The 24,199-nt window shown below is 61.3% G+C and carries 19 protein-coding genes; 5 read left to right on the top strand and 14 right to left on the bottom strand.

The features are described 5' to 3' along the window. Nucleotides 1–37 precede the first annotated feature (37 nt). Nucleotides 38–928 (top strand): alpha/beta fold hydrolase, encoded by an 891-nt coding sequence (locus GSQ82_RS13120; RefSeq protein WP_158792705.1) that lies wholly within the window; start codon nucleotides 38–40, stop codon nucleotides 926–928. Nucleotides 929–939: 11 nt separating this feature from the next. Here GSQ82_RS13120 and GSQ82_RS13125 read toward each other — a convergent pair whose 3' ends face one another. Beyond that, a complete protein-coding gene (locus GSQ82_RS13125; RefSeq protein WP_158792706.1) occupies nucleotides 940–2,718 on the bottom strand; it encodes an ABC transporter permease subunit in 1,779 nt (592 codons plus the stop codon). Next, nucleotides 2,715–4,067, bottom strand: a complete 1,353-nt coding sequence (locus tag GSQ82_RS13130; RefSeq protein ID WP_158792707.1) for a nitrate/sulfonate/bicarbonate ABC transporter ATP-binding protein — start codon at nucleotides 4,065–4,067, stop codon at nucleotides 2,715–2,717. Before GSQ82_RS13130 ends, GSQ82_RS13125 begins: the two co-directional genes overlap by 4 nt. Nucleotides 4,068–4,238: 171 nt before the next feature. Here GSQ82_RS13130 and GSQ82_RS13135 point away from each other — a divergent pair, with 171 nt between their 5' ends. Next, nucleotides 4,239–4,622, top strand: a complete 384-nt coding sequence (locus GSQ82_RS13135) for a response regulator (RefSeq protein ID WP_158792708.1) — start codon at nucleotides 4,239–4,241, stop codon at nucleotides 4,620–4,622. A gap of 77 nt (nucleotides 4,623–4,699) precedes the next feature. Here the strand turns inward: GSQ82_RS13135 and GSQ82_RS13140 are convergent, their stop codons facing one another. From GSQ82_RS13140 to GSQ82_RS13165, 6 genes are all read right to left on the bottom strand, one after another. Next, nucleotides 4,700–5,332 carry a putative colanic acid biosynthesis acetyltransferase gene (locus GSQ82_RS13140; RefSeq protein WP_158792709.1) on the bottom strand — a complete coding sequence of 211 codons (633 nt, stop codon included), beginning with the start codon at nucleotides 5,330–5,332 and terminating at the stop codon, nucleotides 4,700–4,702. An 11-nt stretch (nucleotides 5,333–5,343) separates the two neighbouring features. Continuing rightward, nucleotides 5,344–6,519, bottom strand: a complete 1,176-nt coding sequence (locus GSQ82_RS13145; RefSeq protein ID WP_158792710.1) for a glycosyltransferase — start codon at nucleotides 6,517–6,519, stop codon at nucleotides 5,344–5,346. 72 nt (nucleotides 6,520–6,591) lie between these two features. Next, nucleotides 6,592–7,839 (bottom strand): glycosyltransferase family 4 protein, encoded by a 1,248-nt coding sequence (locus GSQ82_RS13150; RefSeq protein ID WP_158792711.1) that lies wholly within the window; start codon nucleotides 7,837–7,839, stop codon nucleotides 6,592–6,594. 11 nt (nucleotides 7,840–7,850) lie between these two features. After that, nucleotides 7,851–9,101 carry a glycosyltransferase family 4 protein gene (locus tag GSQ82_RS13155; RefSeq protein WP_158792712.1) on the bottom strand — a complete coding sequence of 417 codons (1,251 nt, stop codon included), beginning with the start codon at nucleotides 9,099–9,101 and terminating at the stop codon, nucleotides 7,851–7,853. Nucleotides 9,102–9,171: 70 nt separating this feature from the next. Beyond that, nucleotides 9,172–10,254 (bottom strand): polysaccharide biosynthesis/export family protein, encoded by a 1,083-nt coding sequence (locus tag GSQ82_RS13160; RefSeq protein ID WP_158792713.1) that lies wholly within the window; start codon nucleotides 10,252–10,254, stop codon nucleotides 9,172–9,174. Next, complete coding sequence (locus GSQ82_RS13165; protein WP_158792714.1) at nucleotides 10,251–12,503, bottom strand: polysaccharide biosynthesis tyrosine autokinase; 2,253 nt, start codon at nucleotides 12,501–12,503, stop codon at nucleotides 10,251–10,253. Before GSQ82_RS13165 ends, GSQ82_RS13160 begins: the two co-directional genes overlap by 4 nt. Before the next feature lie 146 nt (nucleotides 12,504–12,649). On the opposite strand from GSQ82_RS13165, the gene GSQ82_RS13170 reads away from it, so the two are divergent. Together GSQ82_RS13170 and GSQ82_RS13175 are read left to right on the top strand one after the other, a co-directional pair. After that, a complete protein-coding gene (locus GSQ82_RS13170; RefSeq protein ID WP_158792715.1) occupies nucleotides 12,650–14,068 on the top strand; it encodes a UDP-glucose/GDP-mannose dehydrogenase family protein in 1,419 nt (472 codons plus the stop codon). Nucleotides 14,069–14,166: 98 nt separating this feature from the next. Continuing rightward, nucleotides 14,167–15,102: a UDP-glucuronic acid decarboxylase family protein gene (locus tag GSQ82_RS13175; RefSeq protein ID WP_158792716.1), complete on the top strand. Its 936-nt coding sequence runs from the start codon at nucleotides 14,167–14,169 to the stop codon at nucleotides 15,100–15,102. Between the two features lie 84 nt (nucleotides 15,103–15,186). On the opposite strand, the gene GSQ82_RS13180 is transcribed toward GSQ82_RS13175, so the two are convergent. The 3 genes from GSQ82_RS13180 to argJ form a co-directional block, all read right to left on the bottom strand. Continuing rightward, nucleotides 15,187–16,092 carry a thiamine pyrophosphate-dependent enzyme gene (locus GSQ82_RS13180; RefSeq protein WP_158792717.1) on the bottom strand — a complete coding sequence of 302 codons (906 nt, stop codon included), beginning with the start codon at nucleotides 16,090–16,092 and terminating at the stop codon, nucleotides 15,187–15,189. 35 nt (nucleotides 16,093–16,127) lie between these two features. Next, the gene (gene aceE / locus GSQ82_RS13185; RefSeq protein ID WP_158792718.1) at nucleotides 16,128–18,806 is read right to left on the bottom strand and encodes a pyruvate dehydrogenase (acetyl-transferring), homodimeric type; all 2,679 of its coding nucleotides are present in this window, start codon (nucleotides 18,804–18,806) and stop codon (nucleotides 16,128–16,130) included. Nucleotides 18,807–19,102: 296 nt separating this feature from the next. Next, nucleotides 19,103–20,341 carry a bifunctional glutamate N-acetyltransferase/amino-acid acetyltransferase ArgJ gene (gene argJ / locus GSQ82_RS13190; protein WP_158792719.1) on the bottom strand — a complete coding sequence of 413 codons (1,239 nt, stop codon included), beginning with the start codon at nucleotides 20,339–20,341 and terminating at the stop codon, nucleotides 19,103–19,105. 271 nt (nucleotides 20,342–20,612) lie between these two features. Here argJ and GSQ82_RS13195 point away from each other — a divergent pair, with 271 nt between their 5' ends. Then, nucleotides 20,613–21,308, top strand: coding sequence for an L-ribulose-5-phosphate 4-epimerase (locus GSQ82_RS13195; RefSeq protein WP_158792720.1), 696 nt, complete (start codon nucleotides 20,613–20,615; stop codon nucleotides 21,306–21,308). Nucleotides 21,309–21,329: 21 nt separating this feature from the next. Here the strand turns inward: GSQ82_RS13195 and GSQ82_RS13200 are convergent, their stop codons facing one another. From GSQ82_RS13200 to xylB, 3 genes are read right to left on the bottom strand one after another with little or no spacing between them, the layout of a single operon-like run. Continuing rightward, entirely contained in the window at nucleotides 21,330–21,599 is a 270-nt protein-coding gene (locus tag GSQ82_RS13200) for a hypothetical protein (RefSeq protein WP_158792721.1), read from the bottom strand. Between the two features lie 30 nt (nucleotides 21,600–21,629). Continuing rightward, nucleotides 21,630–22,706 carry a Gfo/Idh/MocA family oxidoreductase gene (locus GSQ82_RS13205; RefSeq protein WP_158792722.1) on the bottom strand — a complete coding sequence of 359 codons (1,077 nt, stop codon included), beginning with the start codon at nucleotides 22,704–22,706 and terminating at the stop codon, nucleotides 21,630–21,632. After that, nucleotides 22,703–24,175, bottom strand: a complete 1,473-nt coding sequence (xylB, locus tag GSQ82_RS13210) for a xylulokinase (protein WP_158792723.1) — start codon at nucleotides 24,173–24,175, stop codon at nucleotides 22,703–22,705. Before xylB ends, GSQ82_RS13205 begins: the two co-directional genes overlap by 4 nt. Nucleotides 24,176–24,199: the final 24 nt, after the last annotated feature.

Genomic DNA, 24,199 nt, shown 5'->3' on the forward strand with positions numbered 1-24,199 from the left:
GCCCCGGCCGCATCGAATATCAGTGAGGTGATTGCTAATGCGTTTCGAACAGACAGAGCTTTTGAACATTGCCTTTGAGATGGACGGCGCGCTGTCCGGGCCGCCTGTATTTCTGCTCCACGGATGGCCAGACGCTCCAGCATCCTGGGAGAGCGTAGCTTCGACGCTGCAAGGCAATGGATATAAGACGATTGCGCCTTTTCTGCGTGGGTCTTATCCAACTGAATTTTTATCTCAGGCCACGCCTAGATTCGCGGGGGCGGTTGCGATGGCGCAGGACTTGATCGATCTGGCGGACCGATTGGGGATCGAGCGGTTCTCGATACTAGGGCATGACTGGGGAGCACGTATTGCCTATACGGTGGCGACGCTCTTTCCAGATCGCGTTCGTGGCATCGCCACTCTGGCTTTGGCGTACCAGCCGCGCGGTGAATTTCACTTAGGAACCTTCACGCAGTCGAGGCAGTTCTGGTACCAGTTCTTTCAATGCACTCCGGCAGGATCGGAGGCGGTGCGTCGTGATCCTGTTGGATTCGCTCGCATTCAATGGGAGACATGGAGCCCGAAGGGATGGTTCAAAGAGGAGGAGTTCAGCTTCGCCAATAAACACTTCGATCATCCTGACTGGGCAGAGATTACGTTGAATGCCTATCGCTCGCGTTATCTCTCTGGTGAGAATTTTGATCCGCGCTACGACCAGCTCCAAGCGAGACTGAAGAAGATAGAACGGATTGAAGTTCCGACACTCATGATTCACGGTGCGTCGGACTTCTGTGACCTTCCATCGTCCTCGGAGGGGCAAGAGAAGTCTTTTTCGAATGGTTATGAGCGGATTCTTTTGGAAGGCGTCGGCCACTTTCCGCATCGAGAGGCTCCGGCGGCGGTCGCTGAGTCCGCGCTGAGATTCTTGAAACGGATTCACGGTTAGGTGTGCGGGTTTTAGGCGCCGAGTTTGTAGCGGGTCTCGGCGAGTCGATAGAGCGGTCGCCAGACGAGGCGGTTGGTGGTGACGACGATCAGGGCCATGACGATGGTGGCGAGCAGAAGGACGGGGAACTGGCCGCCGCCCGTGGCTTCGCTGATGATTGCGCCGAGGCCGGTGGTCTGGAGAATCTGTCCCTTGATGGGGAAGTATTCGGCGATGATGCTTGCGTTCCAGGCGCCGCCGGATGCGGTGACCAGGCCGGTGATGAGGAAGGGAAAGATGCCGGGGAGGATGACTGTCTTCCAGCGTTGAACGGTGTTGAAGCGGAAGAGGGTCGCGACTTCTTTGAGGTCGGAGGGGATGGCCATGGCTCCAGCGATGACGTTGAAGAGGATGTACCACTGCGTGCCGAGGAGCATGAGGGCGATGGAGCCGATGCCCATGCCTCCGCCGATGCGTACGAGCGCGAGCAGCAGAACAGGGAAGAGCGCTGCCGCGGGGACCGATGCGGCGATCTGCGCGAGGGGCTGTGCGATGCGCGCGAGGCGTGGGTTGGAGCCGATGGCGACCCCGACGGGAATCGTCCAGGCGGAGGCGAGCAGAAGAGAGAAGTTGACACGAAGAAAGGTCGCAAGCGCGCCCTGAAGGATGTGAAGGTACTGCGCTCCCGGGAGAGGCCGAAGCAGGACGACGGCTTGAAATGCGGCGTAGAGGACGGCGACGGCGACGATGATGAGGGCAAGGACACGAACGGCGAGGGTTCGGATACCGGATGCGGGCTTGACCACGGTGAGCCGGTGCAGCTTTGCCAGACGTCTGTCTGCGAGGCGGGTGTAGAGGCCTTCGGTGAGGGGCATGATGGTGTGCTGGCGAATGCTGTGGAGGGCGTTCGACTGGGTGAGCAGATGCAGGATGGGCGATGTGACGCGGCTGCTGCTCTCGACCTGCTCGAACTTGAACTTGTCGCTCCAGGCGATGAGAGGGCGCCATACGAGCTGGTCGGTGGCGACGATAATGAGGATCATGACGGCGAGTCCCCAGGCGATGGCTACGCCGTTGCCCGCGTCGGCGGCGGTCTGGAGGTAGGAGCCGAGGCCGGGGAGGCGGAAGTCGCGCGAGCCGAGGTGAAACATCTCGCAGACCATGAGGAAGAACCATGCGCCTGCGACGGACATGATGGAGTTCCAGATAAGTCCGATGGCGGCGTAGGGCAGCTCGAGCTGGAGTAGACGCTGGACGCGTGAGAAGCAGTAGATGCTCGTCGCTTCCATTAGTTCTCTGGGGATGCTCTTGAGCGAGGAGTAGAAGCTGAAGGCCATGTTCCAGACGGAGCCGGTGAAGATGAGGACGATCGCTCCCATCTCCACGCCAAGCTGGCGAGTGGGGAAGAGCGCGATCATGGCGAGCATGACGGGCGGCAGAAAACTGAGGACAGGGATCGATTGCAGGATGTCGAGGATCGCAATCATCACCTTCTCGGCGCGGCGGTTGTAGGCAGCGATGTAGCCGTAGCTGATGGCGAAGAACAGGCTGAGGAGATACGCCAGGCCGATGCGCACCACGGAGTAGAAGGCGTAGCGCGGAAGGGCGCGGGGGCTGAGCGAGACGACGATGCCGGGCTCGGGGCGGCCTGCCCAGAACATGGCGATGCGAACGACGCCGTAGAAACAGGCGAGGCCGATCGCGGCGATGCAGAGATCGAGCACGAACGGCCAGCTGCGCTGCAGCACCTGCGACCGCGCAAGGGTCTCCCGTCCACGAATGTTGCTGAAGCTGTGCGGCAACCTCATCATGCGTCGATCTCCGTGGAGGAGGGTGCGCCGACGTCGTGATGGAATTTTTCGGACTGGATGAAGCGACGGCGGGAGGCGTCAAAGTCGAAGAGCTCCGCATACCGGCCCCAGTTGATGGCGGTCTCGAGTTGGCGCAGGGTCTCGTCTTCGCTGAACTGCTCGTCGAGCATGTCGTGGAAGAAGTCCTCGGGAACGCTGCGGTCGCTCTTGGAGCGGATGGCGCGGACGATCTGGCGCAGCAGCAGGACGTTCTCTACGGCGGCGTGGCGGAAGAGTTCTTTCTGGCGGAGAATCTCAGAGTTGGCGTACTCGGTGCCGGTGGCGGTGATGGCAGCGTCGCCCTCGGTGACGGTGAGGAAGCCGAGGAGCTGCGCGGCGTCGACGATGGGGAGCAGGTCGTCGATCTGGAAGGCGAGGTCGTCGGCGAGACGGTAGATGTCGTCCTTGCCGTTGTGGTCGAGGACGAGTTCGAGCAGTCCGGCGATTCCGCCAGGGCGGGCGTGGGGGAGCATCTGGTAGTGCATCTGGCGCTGGTCGCGGACGGGCTTTCCGGTGGAGGTCTGCGGGAGCGCGGGGGGCTGGGCGTCGGGCTGCGTGAGCACCTTGTAGATGTAGTCGACGAGCTGGGTGAAGGCGGTCGCCTTGCGGTCGCGCGGGTGCTCGATTGCCACCTTGAAGTCGGTGCGGACGTGGCCGGGGTTGCGTCCAAGCACGATGATTCGGTCGGCGAGCAGGACGGCCTCTTCGATGTTGTGGGTGACGAGAAAGATGGCCCGGGTGGGGATGGTGTTGTTCTGCCAGAGCTCGAGCAGTTCGCTGCGCAGGTTCTCGGCGGTGAGGACGTCGAGCGCGGAGAAGGGCTCATCCATGAAGAGGACCTCGGGCTGCACGACGAGGGCGCGCGCGAAGCCTACACGCTGGCGCATGCCGCCGGAGAGCTCCTTGGGGTAGGCCGCCTGGAAGCCGTCGAGGCCGACGGTTTCGAGGATCTTGAGGCTCTGTTTGCGCCGCTCTACGGGCTCCATGCCGCGAGCCTTCAGGGGCGCTTCCACATTCTCAAGGACGGTGAGCCAGGGGAAGAGCGCGAAACTTTGAAACACAATAGAAACATTGACGTCGGCGGTTGCGATGGGTTTTTCGTGCCAGTAGACCTCGCCCGCAGACGGCGCGGAGAGGCCGGTCAGCATGCGCAGCAGAGTGGACTTTCCGGAGCCGGATGGACCCAGCAGCGCGACGATCTCTCCGGTGCTAATCGACAGGTCGGTCGGCGAGATGACCTGGATTCGATTTTCGCTCGGTTGCGCATAGTATTTTTCGACACGTTCGGCACGGATAATCGCTGTCTGCATAGGTTTTCAGTAATACGATATAAGTTCCCCGTAAATTGTGTAGTTTGTCCGTCAACCAGCACTGCGCTCAGCGTATCATTACTGTGTGGGCAGTAATAGTAAGGCGACGCCTGTGAACGTTACATTTATAAAAACGATGATGAAAGACTCATCCTTTGGGGAAAACTGAGCATGGCAGATCCGACATCCACCGCCGCATCCAAACCGAAAGTACTGGTTGCCGATGACGAGCAGGTTATTGCAAATACGCTTGCAATTATTCTCAATCAGGCAGGCTTCGAGGCGCGCGCGGTCTTCAGCGGAGAGAAGGCGATCGAGATGCTCGACAGCTTTCAGCCGGATATGTTGATCAGCGATGTCATCATGACCGGCATGACCGGAATTGAAGCGGCGATCATCACACGCAACAAGCTGCCGAAGTGCAAGATTCTTCTCTTCTCGGGACAGGCTGCGACCGCCGACCTGCTGGAGAAGGCGCGCACACAGGGCCATGAGTTTGAGATTCTCGCCAAGCCGGTTCATCCAACCGATCTGCTGGCGAAGCTCCGCGGCTAAACGTAACCGCCGCCATCGCTGGCGGCGTTCAACAACACAGGGCGATTGGCGGATTGAGGCGGAACGAGTGTTCTGCGTTAGTCTGTTGATCGCCCGGTATCGTGGGATTCTGGCGATTCCACAGGATGCTGTTTTCTTTCCTTCACCTTTACGGCCGGAACCCCTGCATAGACCGTCCACGGCTCAAGATTCCTGGTCGCAACCGATCCCAGTCCAAGCACAGCGCCTTCCCCTACATTAACGCCGGGGGCTACCGAGGCGCGCGCGCAGATCCAGGCGTAGGGACCGATGCTCATCTCGTAGGCGATGAGCGGGAACGCGGGGTCGTCGTAGTCGTGGGTGGCCGCGCAGACGTAGGCATCCTGCGAGAGAATCGCATGCGAGCCGAGGTGGATGGGAGCGGGATTGTAGATCTCGGCTCCATCGCCCGCCGTTACCTGGTCGGCGCATACGAGATTCCACGGAGCCCAGATCTTTGACCCCGGATAGAAGTGACAGCCCGGTCCCATCTTGGCCCCGAAAGAGCGCAGAAGAAACGCTCGCCAGGAGTGTAACGGTCGCGGTGACATTTTATAGAAGACAGCCCAGCAGAGGTTCCAAACCAGGCGGTGCAGCCTGTTGCTGACGGAAAATGCGGGGCGAAGGTACGGGTCCGCCGCTGTGTCCGCCGAGATGTGTTCCGCCGCGTTGTAGTGAATCTGCTTTGGCATCGGTGTGGCACCTACTCCGGATCGACGATGCTTGGGGTAAGAACTGTGGCTGTTCCAAATAGCCGGATGATGGCCTTGGCGTTCTCCCGCATGTCGTAGCGGCTGTGGAAGCACTGATATGCGAGCTCCGCCATGTGCTGCCGCTCTGCGATGGTCATGAAGATCCATCGCTGCAGCAGGCGAAGAGTGCCGTCCGGGGTATCGAGCTCCATCAGGCCCGCGCCGTCGGCTGCGATATCTTCGGCGATGTTGACCTTATCGGCGAGTAGTACGGGCTTGCCGCATGCGAGGGCCTCCGCGACGGCGATGCCGAAGTTCTCCTGGTGCGAGGGCAGAATGAACGCCTCGGAGCCAAAGAACGCGCCCCACTTTGCATCTCCCAGAACCATGCCGGGCCAGAAGACGCGACTCGCGATGCCTGACTTTTCTGCGGTCGCCTTCAGCTTCGCACTCCACTGCTGCTGGTCGGGGCCGGCCATCACGAGGTACAGATCGGGATCGGTCGCAGCAACCTTCGCGAAGGCGTCGATCAGCATGTCGCAGCCCTTCTTGCGATGGATTCTTCCGAGGAAGAGAAGGTACCGTTTGCCCTTTGCCTGCGGGCAGATCTCGAAGAAGGTTCTCTTCTGCACCTCAGGATCGCCGGTGGGTCCGCTGGCCCCGTAGGGAACCACGTAGGCGTTCCAGCGGTGCATCCAGAAGCTCTGCTCGGCCAGCCGCTTCTCGGCCTTGGAGGTGAAGAGGACGCGATAGGCGTCGCGCAGAATCCAGTACTCCGCCGGTATCCAGTAGAGCCACTTCTTGATGTGCTTCAGGGGGAACGCGTGTTTGAAGTAGGGGTCCAGCATGCCGTGCGTGAAGACGACGTAAGGGGTGTTGCCTGCGAGCGTGCGCCACGCAGCGTATCCGCAGTACTGCCACAGTCCGTTGACGACGACGCCGTCGAAGCGATGGCGATTATCGCGAAGCCAGGGCAGCAGTTTGGCGTTGAAGCCGTAGGTGGTGTTGGTGGGTCCGAGCGCGTGAACGGGGAAGCCGATGTCGTTCAGATAGGGAGCCGACGGATCGTCGAGCGTGACGACCTCGCCGGTGTAGCCGATGGGGCCGTAGCTCAGCAGCACCCTGACCGACTCGGTGGGTCCACCGGCTGACGGGTTCAGGGTTCCGATTATGTGAAGAATTCGCATCAGTCTCCGATTTCCTCTTGAGCATAGCAGCAGAATTCGCCCCTTCTCGACGTATCTGCAAGGGTTTGTACGCTATGCCGTTACCTTCCTCGTGACCTGTGCGATCGCCTGCCGCAGCCCATGAATATCCTGCTCAAATCCCCACTGTTGGATGCGCGACAGACCGCGCTCGCCCATCGCCGCCGCGATCGCAGGCGTGGCCAGCACGCGGCGCAGCGCATCGGTCAGGGAGGCGATATCTCCGGCCGGGAAGACGCAGCCCTCGACGCCGTCTTCGATCAGGTCCGGCTGACATCCTACATCGTCGGAAACGATCACGGCGCGCCCGGCGTTCATCGCCTCATTGACGACCAGTCCCCAGGGCTCGTCCCGCGATGGCAGCACGAAGACGGAGGCGATATCGAAGAATCTCGGCATCTCGGATTGATTGCGGAAGCCGCAGAAGCGGATGCTCTCGAGGCCGCTCTCTGCTGCGCGCCGTTCCAACTGCGCGCGCATCTCTCCGTCGCCCACGATGACGAGATAGGGAGGCGCTGCCATCCCTTGTACGAGCTGGAGGTAAGCCTCAAGGAGATTGCCGCAGCACTTGCGCGGCTGTAGTTTGGACGCGAAGAGGATTACGGGTCGTGAGGCGTCGAGGCTCAGCTCGTTGCGTAGCTCGGCTCGTCCTGTGACTGCTTCGCGGCTGCGGGTCTGGAAGTAGTCGTTGTCCACCGCGTACGGCATGAGGTACTGGGGAACGCCCTCGCCGAGGTGATGGCTCCAGTACGCCTCGTTCGCGCTCCCGATCGGAAGCACGCCATCGATCAGGTGTTTGAGGATTGCGAAGAAGAGGCGTCTCGCTGCCCGCTTGAGCACGCTTCGCTGCTGCGTGCCCTGCCGAGCTTCTGCGCGAAGCAGCACCGGCAATCCCAGCGCCTTCGCCGCGAGCATCCCCTGCAGCGCGTTCAGCGTGGAGTATCCATGCACCCACAGCACGTCGAATCCGCGGCCGTGGTCCTCGCGCCGCAGACGGCTGAAGATGCCGTAGTTCAACGGATGCGCGAAGCCGGTTCGTCCGTGGTCGCGAAGTGCGGGCAGAGTCTCGTGGCGATAGCCTTCCAGCAGGGGAACGTCCCAGGTCATGCCGACGCCGAAGCCTCTGTCCTTGTACTCGCGCACGGAAAAAGTGGAGCCGAAGAAGACGGTGAGGTCGATGTCGTATTCCTGCGCGATGCGCCGCAGCAGGGGAGCCTGATACTGGATCGGATGCGTCACCAGATAGGCTAACTTCACCCTTCGACTTGGATTGCTTTGCGCGCTGGGGGTGGGAGAGGTCATGGCTGGTCTCTCTACGCGCTCAGCTTGTGGGTTACGTGGGCGATGGCCTTGCGCAGCGCCACGATATCTTCTTCGAACGACCAATGATCGATCCGCTCGAGCGCACGCTGTCCCATCTGCTCTGCGCGTTGTGGTGTGGCGAAGACGGCCTGGAGCGCCGCAGCCAGTGCGTTCACATCACGCGCCGGAAAGACGTAGCCTTCGACGCCGTCGGCGATCAGGTCGGGCTGGCAGCCGATCTCGTCGGAGAGGATCACCGGACGGCCTGCGTTCATGACCTCGTTGACGATCAGGCCCCAGGGCTCGTGGCGTGCCGGAAGTACGAAGACGCTTGCGAGGTCGAAGAATCGCGGCAGCTCCGACTGGTTACGAAAGCCGCAGAATCGAACCCCGTCCAACCCGCCGGCCTTCGCCTGCGCCTCCAGCGCGGTGCGTTCTTCGCCGTTGCCGACGATCACCAGATAAGGCGCATTGCCCGTTGTGTTGGCTAATAGAATCTCGTAGGCCTGCAACAGGTCGCTGCAGTATTTGCGCTGCTGTAGCTTCGACGCGAAGAGAATCACCGGCCTCTCCGGATCGAGGCCGAGTTCTTTTTGTAACTCAGACCGGCTCGTGCGCGCCTCAGTGCTTAGCCGCTGAAAGTACTCATTGTCCACCGCATATGGCATCAGAAAGAGAGGAAAATCGTCTCCGAGATGATGCTCCCAGTACTCCTGGTTCAGAGTTCCGACGGGAAGAACGCCGTTCACCATCGACTTCAGCAGTTGGAAGAAGAGTTTCTTGACCAGGAGTTTCGCGCCGCTGCGTGGACGATCGCGCAGCCACATATCGGCTCGAAGCAGAACGGGAATCCCCAGAGCCTTCGCCGCTACGATGCCGTGCATCGCGTTGACCATGGCGTACCCATGCGTCCATAAAACGTCGAATGGCGGCTCTCCCGCGCGGCCGCGAAGTGCGCTGAAGATGCCGTAGTTCAACGGCGTAAACACGGTCTGGGTTCCATCGTCTTTCAGTACTGGAAGAAATTCGTGACGGTAGCCATCCAGCAGCGGCACATCCCACTTTACGTTCACGCCGAAGCCCTCGTCCTGGTAGGCTCGCAGCGAGAAGTCGGACCCGAAGAATACGGTCAGTTCGATATCAGGCTCCTGTGCGATTCTACGCAGCAGCGGCGCCTGATACTGGATCGGATGGCTTACGAGATAAGCCAGCTTGACCTTGGGCTTACCCCCGCTGCCGCTCTCCGATGACGATAAGACCATAGGTGATTCGTGCCTTCTGAAAGATAGAGAGGATAAAGCTGGTTGCGTCGGGCGGATCGAGAGCGGGAGTCTAGCGCGATTGTTCCGCGTACAGCAGGACAGAGGCGAGGCCAAGCAGGGTCGGAATTCCGCCGTTTTTGATCGCGGCTTTCATTGGGCTGCTCGGCAGGAAGACGATGTCTTCGGACTGAAGCACCGGGTCGGGAAGATCGCCGTTGATCACCTTCTTGATATCGATCTTCACCACCGTACGATCGAGCCCGGTAGTGCGGATGATGCGAAGGTCATTGTACTTGCCTTCAAAGCCGGGGCCGCCAGCAAGCGCCGCTACCTTCATCAACGTCATCGGGGAGTTTTGTTGCAGGGGAATGGCGCCTTGAATCTTGAACGCGCCGAGCAGATAGACGACGCCGACGCGAGAGACGATGATGGTATCGCCGGGGAAGATTGGGATGTCGGCCTGTGCGCTCTTGGCTGGATCGGTTCCGAGGTCCACGCTGATCGGCCCGTCTACACCGGGACGGTTGATGGTGATGACGTGGCTCGCGGTCGTGGGAAGTCCGCCGCCGCCGACGACTACAGTGGTGGGGCCGCCCGATGCAAGTCCGCCGCCGCCTCCTACCGCGGCCAGCACGTCCAGCAGACGCCGCTCTCCGATGATCGGCACGACGCCGTGCACCTCTCCGATGACTGTGGCGATCTGATTGGGAGACTCCGTCACCTGAATCGAGACCTGGGGATCGCGGTACATGCCCGCAGCGACGAGCTTCGCGGCGATCAGCTCCTGCGCCTGCGCCAGCGTAAGGCCGGCCACATGCAGGGTGCCGATGAGTGGAAGCTGTACCGAACCGTCGAGGCTCACGCGCACGCTCGGCAGGTAGTCGACGTTGCCGAATAGGTGGATGGTGAGGAGGTCGCCGGTGCCGAGATAGAAGTCCCGAGGGCCGGGATGCAGAATCGCCGGGTCGGTCGTAATCGTCACGGGCGGATTGACCGGCGTGTTGATTCCAAGCGATGGGCCGTTGAACTGAGCCTGTGCGGAGCTGCAGAGTGCGATCGCCGCAACACAGAGCGTCATCGCGAGCCACGGACGTCGAGCGGGGGGCTGTGCCGCGGCTGCTGTTGTCTTCAGAGGTTGGTGTTCCTGTCTCATCGCTCTGTCTCCCCAGACTTGCGCTTCTCGCTTCCCGAGGTCGTCTGTGCCTCCCAGCTATCCGAGTCCACGCTGGCGTACGAGTAACCTGAGTAGCCGTAGTAGCCGTAGTACTCGGGTGAGCTGAGATCCACTGCATTCAACACAATTCCTGTGATCGTTGCACCCGAGCGCAGCAGAAGATCGCGGGCGCGACGTACGACGTGCTTGCTCGACTTGCCGTGACGCACGACCAGCACCACCGCATCCGCTTGACGGGCGAGGATCACGCCGTCGGTGACGGAGAGGATCGGCGGCGAGTCGATGACGATGTAGTTATAGATCTCTCCGCACCGGCGCAGAATCTCGTCCATCGCGCCGGAGCTCAACATCTCGGTGGGGAAGGGCGGAACCGGTCCGCTGGGAAGGATGTCGAGGTTCGGAATCTCGGGGACGCTCTGCACCGTTGCCTCGAGCGTAGTGGCGCCGGTTAGCACAGTCGTCAGGCCTATTTTTCCGTTCAATCCAAACCGATGATGAATGTTCGGCCTGCGCAGGTCGCCGTCGATCAACAGGACGCGCGTATCTTTCTGTGCCAGGATCGCCGCGAGATTGCTAGCCGCGGTCGTCTTGCCTTCGGAGGGCGTAGCGCTGGTCAGCACGATGTACTTCGGCGGATGCCCCGTGGTCGAGAGCAGAAGCGAGGTCCGCAGGGAGCGGAACGCCTCGGCGAACTGCGACTTTGGCTGGGTGAGGATACCGATATTTCGCTGCGCCGTGGTCAGCGTGGCCTGGTCGACCGAGGAGCGGCGCGCACGCGGAATGATCGCAAGCGACGGAAGCTCGGTGATGCTCTCGATCTCCGCGATGCTGCGCAGTCCGGTGTCGAGGCTCTCCATCACGAAGGCCACCACGATGCCGCCGATCAGACTGAAGACCAGCGCGGTAAGGATGACCGTCGACTGCGGCCGGAGCAGAGGCTCCGCCGGAGGAAGCGCCTTGTCGACGACGTCGATCTCGAGTGACTCCAGCCCCGACTGAACGCTCGCAGTGCGCAGACGCTCCTGCAGGCTGTCGTACAGGGTTCGGTTGGCCTCGAACTCGCGTTGGCGGAGGTTGTACTCGACCAACTGATCGCGCAGCTTGTAGGCGTCGGTCTTCTGCGTCTCGAGCGCCGCGGTGGTCTGGGCCTCGTTGGCCTGGGCGATCACAAAGTTCTGCTTCGCCTGAATCATCAGCCGGGTCTGCTCGGCATCGATCTCTTTTACGAACTGGTCGATCTGCGCCTTCAGTGCCAAAGCCTGCGGATGCTTCGGTCCAAGCGTCGAAGTCAGTTGTGCATAGTTTGCGCGTGCGTTATCAAGCTGTCCGCGCAGCATCTGCAACTCGCCCACCGAGGTTCCGGGAGTGGTCTCGATGGAGCCTTCGATGTTGTTCGGGTCCATGCCGCTCAAAACACGGAAGCGCGCCTCCGCGATGATGCGAGCCAGCTTTGCCTCGCCCGCAGCCTTGGCCAGGTCGTCGAGTGAGCTTGCGATCTGGTTGTGCGCCGGATCGAAGCCCAGAATTCCAAGCCTCCGTTGCAGGTCCATCATCTGTTCCTGCGACGTCTCCACCTGCTGCTTCAGGTCGTTCAAGGTGCCGGAGAGCCAGTCGGACACACGCTGCGAGGATTCGAATCTTGATTTGTAACTGCGCTGGATGTAATCGTTGACGACCCGGTTGACGATGTCCGCGGAGAGCTTCGGGTCCAGGCTGGCGTAGCTGATGCGAATGATATCCGTCTTCGGAACCAGAGCGATGTGCAGATTGCTCTGCAGGCGGTGAACCGTCTTCTGTCGCGTCTCCGGATCGTCGATCGAGGTGTGGGGAACAGGCTTCGACTTTTCGAGGAAGTCTGCGTTGTTCGAGAGATCCATCTCGCGAGCCACCGAGAGCATCAGCGTATCGCTCTTCAGGATCTCGATCTCGGTCAACATCTTCTGCGCCGAATCGCTGGTATATCCCTGCACCGCGCTTACGCGATATTCATTGGACGAGCCGGAGCGCACCTGGATACGCGAGTACGCGTCATATAGCTTCGGCTGAGACTCGGCCTGGAAGATCCCATAGGCCAGTCCAAGGATAAGCGCAGTAATGAGTACCGTCTTCCGCTTCCGCAGCGTGATCAGCGCTTCGGACAGTGTTGTATCTGTAACCGTCGTGCTGAATCCAGTCTGACTTGAATCCGGAACGCCCACATGTGGCGGCAGCGTGTTTTGTGAACCCATTACTCATAGTCTAACCGACTGTACCTGTAAGAAGAAAGAATTAGATGGTGCCGGTTTCTGCATCAAAAGATGCAGTACCGCGAGTTACAAGCTTTAAATATTTAAAAATTTGATTATTCCTGATGAGTCGGAGATAACATCAAAGCATGAGCAGCCAAAGTGTGAAAATTGCCGTCGTGGGTTCAGGCTATGTAGGTCTCGTTGCAGCTGTCTGCTTCGCCGAGATGGGGCATGAGGTCATTTGCGTCGACAACGATGAGCGTAAAGTCGCCGCCTTACAGGGTGGAGATACGCTTATCCACGAGAACTCGCTTCCAGAGCTTCTGGAGCGATATCGCAACACCAAGGTCCGCTTTATGACAGACCTTGCCGAGGCCACGCGTGAGTCCGAGGCCATCTTTATCGCAGTGGGAACTCCGCAGAGCGAAACCGGCGACGCAGATCTCTCCTACGTCGAAGCTGTCGCCTGCGAGATCGCCCGCTCGCTCACAACCTATAAAGTCATCGTCGAAAAGAGCACGGTTCCCGTCTACACCAACGAGTGGGTCAGGCGCTCGATGGAACGCAACGGAGTCGCGCATCACCTCTTCGACGTCGTCTCCAACCCTGAGTTCCTCCGCGAAGGAACCGCAGTCGCCGACTTTCTGCATCCCGACCGCATCGTCGTCGGCGCCGACAGCGACCGCGCCGCCGCCGTGCTGAACCGTATCTACCTGCCCCTCACCAGTGGCGAGTACTACGAACGCGACGGCTTCATCGCCGGCGGATGCAGCGTACAGGAGCCGCCTCCGCTTCTGCTCACCTCCACCAAGAGCGCTGAGATCATCAAGCACGCCTCAAACGCCTTCCTCGCGCTGAAGATCTCCTTCATCAACGCCGTCTCCAACCTCTGCGAGGCGACCGACGCCAACGTGGAACAGGTGGCGCGCGGCATGGGACTCGACAGCCGCATCGGACCCAAGTTCCTGCGTCCCGGCATCGGCTACGGAGGCTCCTGCTTTCCCAAGGACGTCGCCGCCTTCCGTTCCGTGGCCGAGCAGCTTGGCATCGACTTCAACCTCCTCACCGAAGTCGAAAAGATCAACACCCACCAGAAGAAGCGTTTCATCAACAAGGTGCGCTCCGCCTTGTGGACCCTGCGCGGCAAGCGTCTCGGCGTCCTCGGCCTCGCCTTCAAGGGAGATACCGACGACATCCGCGAGTCGCCAGCAATCGACATTGTGGAGATGCTGCTCGGCGAGGGCTGCTCCATCGCGGCGTTCGATCCGGCGGCGACGGTAAGGACGGAAGAGGTTCTGCCCTCCGGCCCGAATCTTCGCTATGTGAACGACGCCTACACTGCAGCCGACGACGCGGACGCTCTGCTCATCCTCACGGATTGGCCGGAGTTCGCCAAGCTCGACCTCAAGCGTCTCTACAAGGGCCTGCGCTATCCCATCGTGATCGACGGCCGTAACCTCTACGATCCTCATGTGATGGCGGAGGAGGGCTTCACCTATCTCAGTGTCGGACGGCCCGCAGCCAACCCCGTACGAGACCTTACTGCGGTAGCCACTTCTCGTTAGAACGCACCACAACACGGCGCGCCGTATGCCCGCGGCGCGCCTACCTCCCCCTCCTGCGGCGGCACCTCTTGAACTCTTGAAGAAAGGCACAAACCACGATGTCTGACACCATTCTTGTCACTGGAGCAGCAGGATTTCTCGGCTCTCACCTGTGCGACTTGCTGCTAGCCGAAGGTAACTCTGTCATCGGCGTCGATAACCTCTGCACTGGCAACACCGACAATCTCAAGCACCTCGCCGGCGAGTCCCGCTTCCGCCTGCTCGAGCACGACATCTGCAAGCCCTTCGATCCCGGCAAAGTAGAGTATGTCTTCAACTTCGCCTCACCCGCCAGCCCGGTCGACTACGCGCGCCTCGGCGTTGAAACCCTACTCGTAGGCTCCGCCGGCACCATCAACACGCTCGAGATCGCACGCAAGCACGGCGCCGGATACCTGCACGCCTCTACGTCGGAGTGCTACGGCGACCCCACCGTTCATCCCCAGGTGGAGACCTACTGGGGCAACGTCAATCCCATCGGACCGCGCTCGGTCTACGACGAGGCCAAGCGCTTCTCCGAGGCGGCTGTCGTCGCCTACAACCGCTACTACAACGTCAACACCCACCTCGTCCGCATCTTCAACACCTACGGCCCGCGGCTGCAGGCAGGCGACGGGCGCGTCATCTCCAACTTCATGATGCAGGCGCTGCGTGGCGAGACCCTCACCGTCTACGGCGACGGCTCCCAGACACGCAGCTTCTGTTATGTCTCCGATCTCCTCGACGGCATCCGGCGCCTCTCGAAGTCCGACGAGCATCTGCCCGTGAACATCGGTAACCCGACCGAGTGGACCATCCTCGAGTGCGCCCGCGAGGTGCTCTCGCTCGTCGGCTCGAAGACCGATGTACTCTTCCAGCCGCTGCCGCAAGACGACCCCATGCGCCGCCGCCCCGACATCACCAAGGCCAAGACGCTGCTCGGCTGGGAGCCGAAGATCAGCCTGCGCCAGGGACTCGAAAAGTCCCTCGACTACTTCAAGAGCTGCCTGGATTAGTTGGGTGGAACTAGATCGGCTATCTGAATTAGCTATCTGATCCGATAGCTAATCCAGATAGCCACTGGTCGTCCACGTAGCACCTTACAGCTTTACTGCTTCAATCCGCCGGCGAAGCGAATCCCCAGCCTTCGCCAACCACGCCTTGGTGCAGACCTTTCGACTCAGCAGGAAGGTCTGCATCTGCTCCAGAGGGTCAGTCACCGCGCCCACGCCGCGAAGCGTCACGCCCTCGATCAGCACCGGTCCGCCACCTCCGCGCGTCCGCCCCATCGACTCCTGCGCCACGCGGTACAGTGCAACGGCATCGCTCGCATCCACGGGAATTCCCGGCACGCCGTACGCCCTCGACCTCGCGCTCAGCCTTATCTCCTTGCCTTTCTTCTTTCTCGCCGTGCCCGGCAGAATCACGAAGATCATCGGCAGCTCCAGCTTCGCCGCCAGCTCCAGCACCTCGCGCCACACGCTCTTCGCAACCTCGCCCTCGCGAACGTAGGCCACCACAACATTAGGCCGCTTCAACGTCTTGAAAGAAAGCGCCGCGCCCACGGCCAGCTTCAGACCATCACCCGCGTCCTTCACCCACGGCATCGGCCGTCCCGCAAGACCATTCGCGATCGGCCACAGCGTCTTCTCCTTTGGCTCCGCGCCCAGCTCCACCACGCGCCGCAGCAGGGAATCGATCTTCGCTCCCAGCACAAACTCCGTCGCCACACCTGGCCGCGAGTCGCTCACCAGGTCGCCCGGCCCAAGGTCGATCGCCGTGCTCACGCGGCACGCCTCCTGCCCATGCGTAGAATCCAGCCTTCGCCGCGCCCTCCGTCGAGCCTGCAATCTCGCGACATGCTCATCGAGCAAACGCATCTCGGCCATGGCCACATACATCTGGCGCAGCTTCTTGTTCGGTACCAGTGGATTCTCGTGCAACTCTGCCTCGCCCAACCTATCCTCCATCCAAATCCGCATTAACAAAACGAGAGGGTCCCGCATGGAACCCTCTCGCCATCACATCATTCGAATCTAACTCAAGCGCGCGCGGGATCTTTCGCTTCCACATCCAGCCCAAGCTCGACCATCGCCTTCTGCGCGGCCTTTGGCTTGAACTTCCCATCCCGCGCCAGCTTCGACAGCGTAGCCCCAACCACCGACTCCGCGCTCACCTCGAAGTGCCGCCGCAGATGTTCGCGATTGTCGCTCCGCCCAAAGCCATCCGTTCCCAGCGTCACCAGCCGCGTAGGCAGCCACGGCGACAGCAGATCCGGCACCGACTTCATATAATCGCTCGTCGCAATAATCGGTCCCTTCGCATCGCCCAGCGCCGTCAGCAGGTAAGGCACACGCTCCTTCTCCGCCGGATGCAGCCTGTTCCAACGTTCCACCGCCAGCGCATCGCGCCGCAGTTCGGTGTAGCTGGTCACGCTCCACACATTCGCATCCACGCCGTACTTGGTCGCAAGAATCTCCTGCGCCCGCAGCACCTCGTTCAGGATCGGGCCGCTGCCGAACAACTGCACCGTCGCCTCGCCGGCCGCAGGCTTCACCTTATACATGCCACGCAGAATGCCCTCGGCAGAGCCCTCCGGCATCGCGGGCATCGGATAGTCTTCGTTGTACATCGTGATGTAGTAGAAGCAGTCCTCGCCGTTCTCATACATCCGCTTGATGCCGTCCTGCACCACCACCGCAAGCTCATACACAAACGCCGGGTCATAAGTGATACACGTCGGAACCGTGCTCGAAAGCACAATCGAGTGGCCGTCCTGGTGCTGCAGCCCCTCGCCCAGCATCGTCGTCCGTCCCGCCGTGCCGCCCATCATGAAGCCCTTGCCGCGCGAGTCCGCAAACGCCCAGGCCATATCTCCAATGCGCTGGAATCCAAACATCGAGTAGTACATGTAGAAGGGAATTGTCGGCACCTTGTAGTTCACATACGCCGTGCCCGCCGCGGTAAACGAGGCCATCGCCCCCGCCTCCGTAATTCCTTCCTCCAGAATCTGCCCGTCCGTCGACTCCGAGTAGCGCAGCAGCATGTCCGCGTCGTGCGGCGTGTACTTCTGCCCTTCCGGCGCGTAGATCCCGACTGCCTTCATCACCGACTCGAATCCGAACGTGCGCCCCTCATCCGGAACAATCGGAACGATCAGCTTCCCGATCGCCGGATTCTTCAACAGGCCATTCAGCATATTCACAAAGCCCATCGTCGTCGAGACAGCGCGCCCCTTCGAACCGCCCAGCCAGTCCTTGAACAACTCCAGCTCAGGCGCTTTGAAGTTCAGCTTCGCAACCTCGCGCGACGGCAGGTAGCCGCCCAACGAACGCCGCCGCTCCTGCATGTACGCAATCTCGGGAGCGTCCTGCGCAGGCCGATAAAACTCACCGTGCTTCGCAGCCTCCTCCGGCACAGGAATGTCGAATCGCTTCACAAACGCCACCAGACCCTCGTCGGTCAGCTTCTTCTCCGAGTGGGTTGCATTGCGTGCCTGCGCCGACGCCAGCCCATGACCCTTCACGGTCTTTGCCAGAATCACCGTCGGTCCGCCCTTGTGATCGATCGCCCGCTTGTACGCGTTGTAGATCTTTGCAGGATCGTGCCCGCCGCGGTGCAGCTCCCCAAGCTGCTCATCGGACATATCCTTCACCAGCTCCAGCAGCTCCGGATACTTGCCGAAGAAGTGTTCGCGCAGGTAAGCCCCGCCCTTCGCCTTGAAGGTCTGGTACTCGCCGTCCACGCACTCTTCCATGCGGCGCAGCAGCAGCCCGGTGTGGTCGCGCTCAAACAACGCATCCCAGTCTCCACCCCAGATCACCTTGATGACGTTCCATCCCGCACCGCGGAACACACCCTCCAGCTCATCGATGATCCGCTTGTTCCCGCGCACCGGCCCATCCAGCCGCTGCAGATTGCAGTTCACCACGAAGATCAGGTTGTCCAGCTTCTCACGCGACGCTACCGAGATCGCGCCCAGGCTGTCGACCTCGTCCGTCTCCCCGTCGCCCACAAACGCCCACACCTTGCGCTCGTTCGCCGGAATCAGCTTCCGATTCTCCAGATACCGCATAAACCGCGCCTGATAAATCGCATTCAGCGGCCCAATTCCCATCGACACCGTCGGGAAGTTCCAAAACTCCGGCATCAGCCACGGGTGCGGATAGGAGCTCAGTCCCGGCGTCTCGCGCAGCTCATGGCGAAAGTTCTTCAGTCTATCGTCATCGAAACGACCTTCCAGATAAGCCCGCGCATAAACCCCTGGCGATGCGTGGCCCTGAAAGTAAATAAAGTCACCCGGCTGCTCCACGCCATCCGCACCGGCGTACTTCGCGTGGAAGAAGTGATTGAAGCCAACCTCCAGCAGCGTCGCCAGCGACGAGTACGTCGAGATATGCCCACCGATCCCGGCGTCCTTCTTATTCTGACCATGCACCATGGCCATCGCGTTCCACCGGATCAGGCTCTCCACCCGCTGCTCCAGCGCCCGATCGCCCGGATACGCAATCTCGTCGTGCTTCGGGATCGTGTTGTGATACGGCGTCGTCAGCTCGCTAGGCGTCGGCACCCCGGCCTCGCGCGCACGCTGCCGCAGAGCCTCCAGCAACTCTGTGCCCTGCTCCCAGTCTGCCGCAACGACGTCGTCAAACGCCTCAATCCACTCCGATACCTCTGCCGAAAAGTCCTGCTTCGTCGCGTCTTCCAGTTTCGTGGTCATAGTGTCGTCAATACCCCTGTCGGGGCTGGCGCTCGCCGTCCCCGCTTATAACGATATAAGGGTTGCGTGAAAACGTCATCTGCCTGGAAAGATCCTGTCCTGCCGGACGGGCCGCCTGCTCAGCGGGAGGTCACTTCGTGACGCGTATACCTGTCACGCCCGCGCAACCAACATAAGTCTTCCCGATGGTCGGAATCCATCATCATCCCGACCAACGGGAGGGCCACCCGAAGTGGTATACAAGTCACGAAGTGACCTCTCCACGAGCAGGCGGCCCGTCCGGCAGGACATATCCTCTAAGTCGAGTAGTCCGCATTAATCCGCACATACTCCTCAGTCAGATCGCAAGTCAGAAACCTGCACTCTGCCTCGCCCAGCCCCATCTCCAGCGTAATCGTGTACTCCCGCTCCATCATCACCGCATGCGCCGCATCCTTATCAAACTCCGCCGCCCGCACCCCCAGCTCAAACACCGGCTGCTCGCCAATCCTGATCTTCACCAGCGCCGGATCGAACGCCACCCCGCTATACCCCGCAGCCGCGAGCAGCCGACCCCAGTTCGGGTCCCCGCTCGACCACGCCGTCTTGCACAGCGGCGAGTGCGCAATCGCCTTCGCCACCTGCTTCGCTTCCGCCTCCGTCCGCGCACTCATCACATGCAGCGTCACCACATGCCCCACACCCTCGCCATCGTCCACAATCTGGTGCGCCAACGAACCGCACACCAGCTTCAGCGCACTGGCAAACGCCTCGCTGCTGCGCTCCGTCAGCTTCACCCCACTCGCCCCACTCGCCAGCAGCAACACCGTATCGTTGGTCGACGTATCCCCATCGATCGAGATCGAATTGAAGCTCATCTCCACCGCCGGCTCCAACAGCGCGCGCAACTCAGCGCTCTCTGCAACCACATCGGTGAATAAATAGACCAGCATCGTCGCATGTGGAGGCCCAACCGGCGCACCCAACTGCGGATGAATCATCCCCGCACCCTTCGCCGCGCCGAAGATCCTCACCTCCGCACCATCCACATCCACCACCGCACGCATCACCTTCATCTTCGTGTCCGTGGTCATAATGGCCCGCGCAAACAACTCCGCATGTGCCGGCGTATCTCCCAGCGCAGCCTGCAGCGCCGGCATCGCAGCCACTACCTTCTCCGCTGGAAACGGCACGCCGATAATCCCGGTCGAAGAAGGGAAGACCTCGTCGAAGATGCAGTGAAATCTCTCCGCCGCCGCCACGCACGTCTGCGTACACGCATCGATGCCCGGCTGTCCGGTCGCGCAGTTTGCATTGCCCGCGTTCACCAGCACCGCGCCAACGCGTCCACCAGTTGCCAGCAGATGTTTTCTGCCCACCGTCACCGGAGCCGCGACCAGCTGGTTTTTGGTAAACATCGCCGCTGCCGTCGCACCCTTCACCGGCACCGCCGCCGCCAGATCGAGCTTGCCGCTGGCCTTGATCCCTGCCTTGACCGCGCCCCATACGAACCCACGCGGCAGTGCCTCAGGCTTTGCTATCTGTTCATCTTCCATGCTCTTTACTCTATCAAGGCTAGTCCTGCCGGACGGGCCGCCTACTCAGCGGGAGGTCACTTCGTGACGCGTATACCGGTCGTGGCGCCCACGAACACCATAAGTCCTCCCGCTGGTCGGCACAATCATGACTCCGACCAACGGGAGGACCACCCAAAGGGGTATAAAAGTCACGAAGTGACCTCCTGCTGAGCAGGCGGCCCGTCCGGCAGGACATTATCTTTCCCATCCTTTATAAAACGTTTACTCTATCTCCACGGAGAACCAAATCATGCTGCTCAAAGATCTGCGAACCGAAGTCCTCGAAGCCAACCTCGAACTCGTCAAGCGCGGCCTCGTCCTCTACACCTTCGGCAACGCCAGCGGCATCGACCGCGACCAGGGCCTCATCGTCATCAAGCCCTCCGGCGTCGACTACGACCAGCTCCGCCCCGAGCACATGGTCGTCACCGACCTCCACGGCACCATCGTCGACGGCAACCTCAAGCCCTCCTCCGACCTCGACACCCACACCCTCCTCTATCGCGAGTTCCTCACCATCGGCGCCGTCGTCCACACCCACTCCGAGTTCGCCACCAGCTTTGCCCAGGCTGGCCTCGCCATCCCCCCTCTCGGCACCACCCACGCCGACTACTTCTACGGGGCTGTCCCATGCACTGCGCCCCTGCATGATGAGGCCATCGCTGGCCGCTACGTCCACGAGACCGGCCTCGCCATCGTCAACCACTTCAAGCAGCACGGAATCGACCCCCTCGCCGTTCCCGCCTGCCTCGTCAACGGCCACGCTCCCTTCGCCTGGGGCCGCAACGCCCACGACGCAGCCCACAACGCCGTCGTTCTCGAAGCCGTAGCCAAGATGGCTTACAACACCCTCACCCTCGTCTCTAACCACACCGGAGTCTCGCAGGCCCTTCTCGATCGCCACTACTTCCGCAAGCACGGAGCCGCCGCCACCTACGGCCAATAATCGTCGAAGGATGTTCAGTTGTTAGGCTTTGCCCGATGGAAGGACCTTCGAAAATGCCTTCGCAAGAAGTTCATACCCAATGACGATGATGGCTGCACCAAGGAGCGCGGCTAGAAAGGTTGTCGTCATACTGGGCGCGGCGATATAGCGGTCAAAACGCCCGGCCTGATAGTTAAGGAACGCATCCCGCCCTCGCTGCGCCCATCTTGCGTAGTCATGCAAAACAAATATAGCGATCAGTATCGCGATAGACGCTGTTGCTAGGACTTTGCTGATCGGCAAACGGATCATGGCCCCTCTTTATATCCGGTCCAATATACCTTAGAACTCCACCGGCAAAGTCCGCCCCTGCTCACTACTGATCCGAGCCATCTCCAGCAGCTTGATCACCCGATACCCATCCTCCGGCGTCACCGCCAGCTTCGCCGTCCCGTTGATCGCATCGCGAACATTGGCATAATACCTCCGGTAATCTCCAAACTCCGTCTTCACCCGAGTACGCACCAACCTCGCCGGATCAGCTGGGTTCGGCGCCACCGTCAACGCCCCCCACAGATCCTCCGCCTCACCCAGCCACTCGCCCTCGCCCATGCGTGGAACCTTCGCCCCACCCACCAGCGCCGGCTCCTGCGGATCGAGCCCATACTTCTTAAAGCTGCCCTCAGTCCCATGCAGCAAAAACCTCGGCGCCGCATCGCAAGCCACCATGCTCGACCGGCAGTGCGCACGTAGTCTCGGATACTCCAGCGTAATGTCGAACGCGTCCTCAATGTCGGTCAGATCGCGGTCTCTGCGAACGCTGGCCGTGATCCCCTGCGGCACTCCAAACAGCGCCAACGCCTGATCCACCAGGTGCGGTCCAAGATCCATCAGCAGCCCATTCGCCGCACCCGCACCCTCCTTCCACGTATTCTCCCTCGGCATCGGCCGAAACCGGTCGAAGTGCGACTCAAACGTCACCAGCCGCCCCACCGCCTGCTCCGCCAGCAACCTCTTCACCGTCAGAAAATCCCCATCCCACCGGCGATTATGAAACGGCGCAAGCACCAACCCCTGCTTCTCCGCCAGCGCCTTCAACTCGGCTGCCTCCGCACCGGTAGCAGCAAACGGCTTATCGATCACCACATGCTTGCCCGCCAGCAGCGCCTGCTTCGCCATCTCGTAGTGCGTCTCGTTAGGAGTACCCACCACCACAAGCTGCACCTTCGCATCCTGCAGAGCCTCGTCCACCGAGCGAAGAATCCGCACCGCCGGGTAGGCCTTCGCAGCCTCATCGCCCTTGCGCTGCACAATCGCCTCCAGCTTCAGCCCTGGAACCGCACTCACAAACGGCGCATGAAAGACCTGCCCCGCCAGCCCAAATCCGATAACAGCAACCCCAATCTCACTCACGCTCATCTCCCCGCAATCTCGCGCAGCGCCGGATAGATCCTCCGGTACCGCGCATAAGCATCCTTCATCACATCCGCATCGCGGGGAGCAATCGTCTCCGCCACCCGCACCGTCGCCGCACACGCAGCCTCTACACTCTCCCAGACCTTCACGCCGGTTCCAGCCAGCAGCGCCGCACCGAATGCGCCACCCTCTTCCGCCTCCAGCAGATCCACCGGATGACCGTACACATCTGCCTGAATCTGCCTCCACAACGGACCCCGCGCCCCGCCGCCGCCCAGCCGAATACCCCGCACTGGAACACCAAGTTCCGCGAATAAAGTGAATGTATCCTGCAAGCTGAACGCTACACCTTCAAGTACCGCACGAACAAAATGCGGCTGTCCATGCGAAGCCGTAATCCCCACAAACGCCGCACGAGCCTCAGGATCGAGATGCGGCGTCCGCTCTCCAAATAGATAAGGAGCCCACATCAGCCCATTGCATCCCGCCGGAGCCTCCGCCGCCCGCGCACTCAGCTCGTCGTAGCTGCTCTCCTTCGCAAACGTATCGCGGAAGTAGCGAAGGCTCAGCCCTGCTCCGTTCGTCACTCCCATCACATGCCACCGTCCCGGAGCAGCATGGCAGAACGTATGCAGCCTGCCCAGCCGATCCTTTGTAGGCGCATCGGTCGCGGCAAACACCACGCCACTCGTCCCAATCGTCGCCGAGACCGACCCCGGCGCAAGAATCCCCATCCCCACAGCGCCCGCGCCCTGATCGCCCGCACCCGCCGCCACCGGCGTCCCCGCCGCCAGCCCCGTAGCGCCTGCCCCAGCCGCACTGATCCGCGCACAGATCTCCGGCCCTTCAAACAGCCGTGGCAGCCAGGACATCGGAATCCCCGCAGCCTCGGCCACCTCCGCCGACCAGCGCCGATTCGCCACATCCAGCAGCAGCGTCCCGCTCGCCTCCTGCATATCCATCGCGAACTCGCCCGTCATCCGGTAGCGAACGTAGTCCTTCGGGCAGAGTACATGGGCGATCTTCGCAAAGATCTCCGGCTGATGCTCCCGTACCCAAAGCAGCTTGGTCAGCGTAAAGTTCGGCAGCGCCGGGTTGCAGGTCAGCTCAATCAGCCGCTCGAACCCGATCTTCTCGGTCAGCCAGTCGCACTGCGGCTGCGTCCTCTGGTCCGCCCAAATCAGCGCCGGCCTCAGAACCGCACCGTCGGCGTCCAGCATCACACACCCATGCATCTGCCCGGTCAGCCCTACCGCTTCGATCTCGCTCCCAGTCACCCCCGTCTGGGCCATGGCCCCGGCGATCGCCTCCCGCGCCGCCCGCCACCAGTCCTCCGGCTCCTGCTCGGCCCAGCCGATGTGCTCGGAGCGAATCCCGGCGTGTTCACTCGCAAAGGAAGCCTTTACTTTCCCCGCACGGTCGATCAGTACCGCCCGCGTCCCACCCGTTCCAACATCAATTCCTAGAAGCATCCCGCAAAAACCTCGCACAATTCT

The sequence above is a fragment of the Granulicella sp. L60 genome (assembly GCF_009765825.1).
Lineage (GTDB): Bacteria > Acidobacteriota > Terriglobia > Terriglobales > Acidobacteriaceae > Edaphobacter.

What these genes read in the sequence shown, in the direction of transcription:
- GSQ82_RS13150 (WP_158792711.1), bottom strand. Translation starts at nt 7,839, where the DNA reads ATGACCTCTCCCACCCCCAGCGCGCAAAGCAATCCAAGTCGAAGGGTG.
- GSQ82_RS13165 (WP_158792714.1), bottom strand. Translation starts at nt 12,503, where the DNA reads ATGGGTTCACAAAACACGCTGCCGCCACATGTGGGCGTTCCGGATTCA.
- GSQ82_RS13135 (WP_158792708.1), top strand. Translation starts at nt 4,239, where the DNA reads ATGGCAGATCCGACATCCACCGCCGCATCCAAACCGAAAGTACTGGTT.
- GSQ82_RS13200 (WP_158792721.1), bottom strand. Translation starts at nt 21,599, where the DNA reads ATGATCCGTTTGCCGATCAGCAAAGTCCTAGCAACAGCGTCTATCGCG.
- GSQ82_RS13120 (WP_158792705.1), top strand. Translation starts at nt 38, where the DNA reads ATGCGTTTCGAACAGACAGAGCTTTTGAACATTGCCTTTGAGATGGAC.
- GSQ82_RS13195 (WP_158792720.1), top strand. Translation starts at nt 20,613, where the DNA reads ATGCTGCTCAAAGATCTGCGAACCGAAGTCCTCGAAGCCAACCTCGAA.
- argJ (WP_158792719.1), bottom strand. Translation starts at nt 20,341, where the DNA reads ATGGAAGATGAACAGATAGCAAAGCCTGAGGCACTGCCGCGTGGGTTC.
- xylB (WP_158792723.1), bottom strand. Translation starts at nt 24,175, where the DNA reads ATGCTTCTAGGAATTGATGTTGGAACGGGTGGGACGCGGGCGGTACTG.
- GSQ82_RS13160 (WP_158792713.1), bottom strand. Translation starts at nt 10,254, where the DNA reads ATGAGACAGGAACACCAACCTCTGAAGACAACAGCAGCCGCGGCACAG.
- GSQ82_RS13180 (WP_158792717.1), bottom strand. Translation starts at nt 16,092, where the DNA reads ATGCGGGACCCTCTCGTTTTGTTAATGCGGATTTGGATGGAGGATAGG.
- GSQ82_RS13170 (WP_158792715.1), top strand. Translation starts at nt 12,650, where the DNA reads ATGAGCAGCCAAAGTGTGAAAATTGCCGTCGTGGGTTCAGGCTATGTA.
- GSQ82_RS13175 (WP_158792716.1), top strand. Translation starts at nt 14,167, where the DNA reads ATGTCTGACACCATTCTTGTCACTGGAGCAGCAGGATTTCTCGGCTCT.
- GSQ82_RS13205 (WP_158792722.1), bottom strand. Translation starts at nt 22,706, where the DNA reads ATGAGCGTGAGTGAGATTGGGGTTGCTGTTATCGGATTTGGGCTGGCG.
- GSQ82_RS13145 (WP_158792710.1), bottom strand. Translation starts at nt 6,519, where the DNA reads ATGCGAATTCTTCACATAATCGGAACCCTGAACCCGTCAGCCGGTGGA.
- aceE (WP_158792718.1), bottom strand. Translation starts at nt 18,806, where the DNA reads ATGACCACGAAACTGGAAGACGCGACGAAGCAGGACTTTTCGGCAGAG.
- GSQ82_RS13140 (WP_158792709.1), bottom strand. Translation starts at nt 5,332, where the DNA reads ATGCCAAAGCAGATTCACTACAACGCGGCGGAACACATCTCGGCGGAC.
- GSQ82_RS13130 (WP_158792707.1), bottom strand. Translation starts at nt 4,067, where the DNA reads ATGCAGACAGCGATTATCCGTGCCGAACGTGTCGAAAAATACTATGCG.
- GSQ82_RS13125 (WP_158792706.1), bottom strand. Translation starts at nt 2,718, where the DNA reads ATGATGAGGTTGCCGCACAGCTTCAGCAACATTCGTGGACGGGAGACC.
- GSQ82_RS13155 (WP_158792712.1), bottom strand. Translation starts at nt 9,101, where the DNA reads ATGGTCTTATCGTCATCGGAGAGCGGCAGCGGGGGTAAGCCCAAGGTC.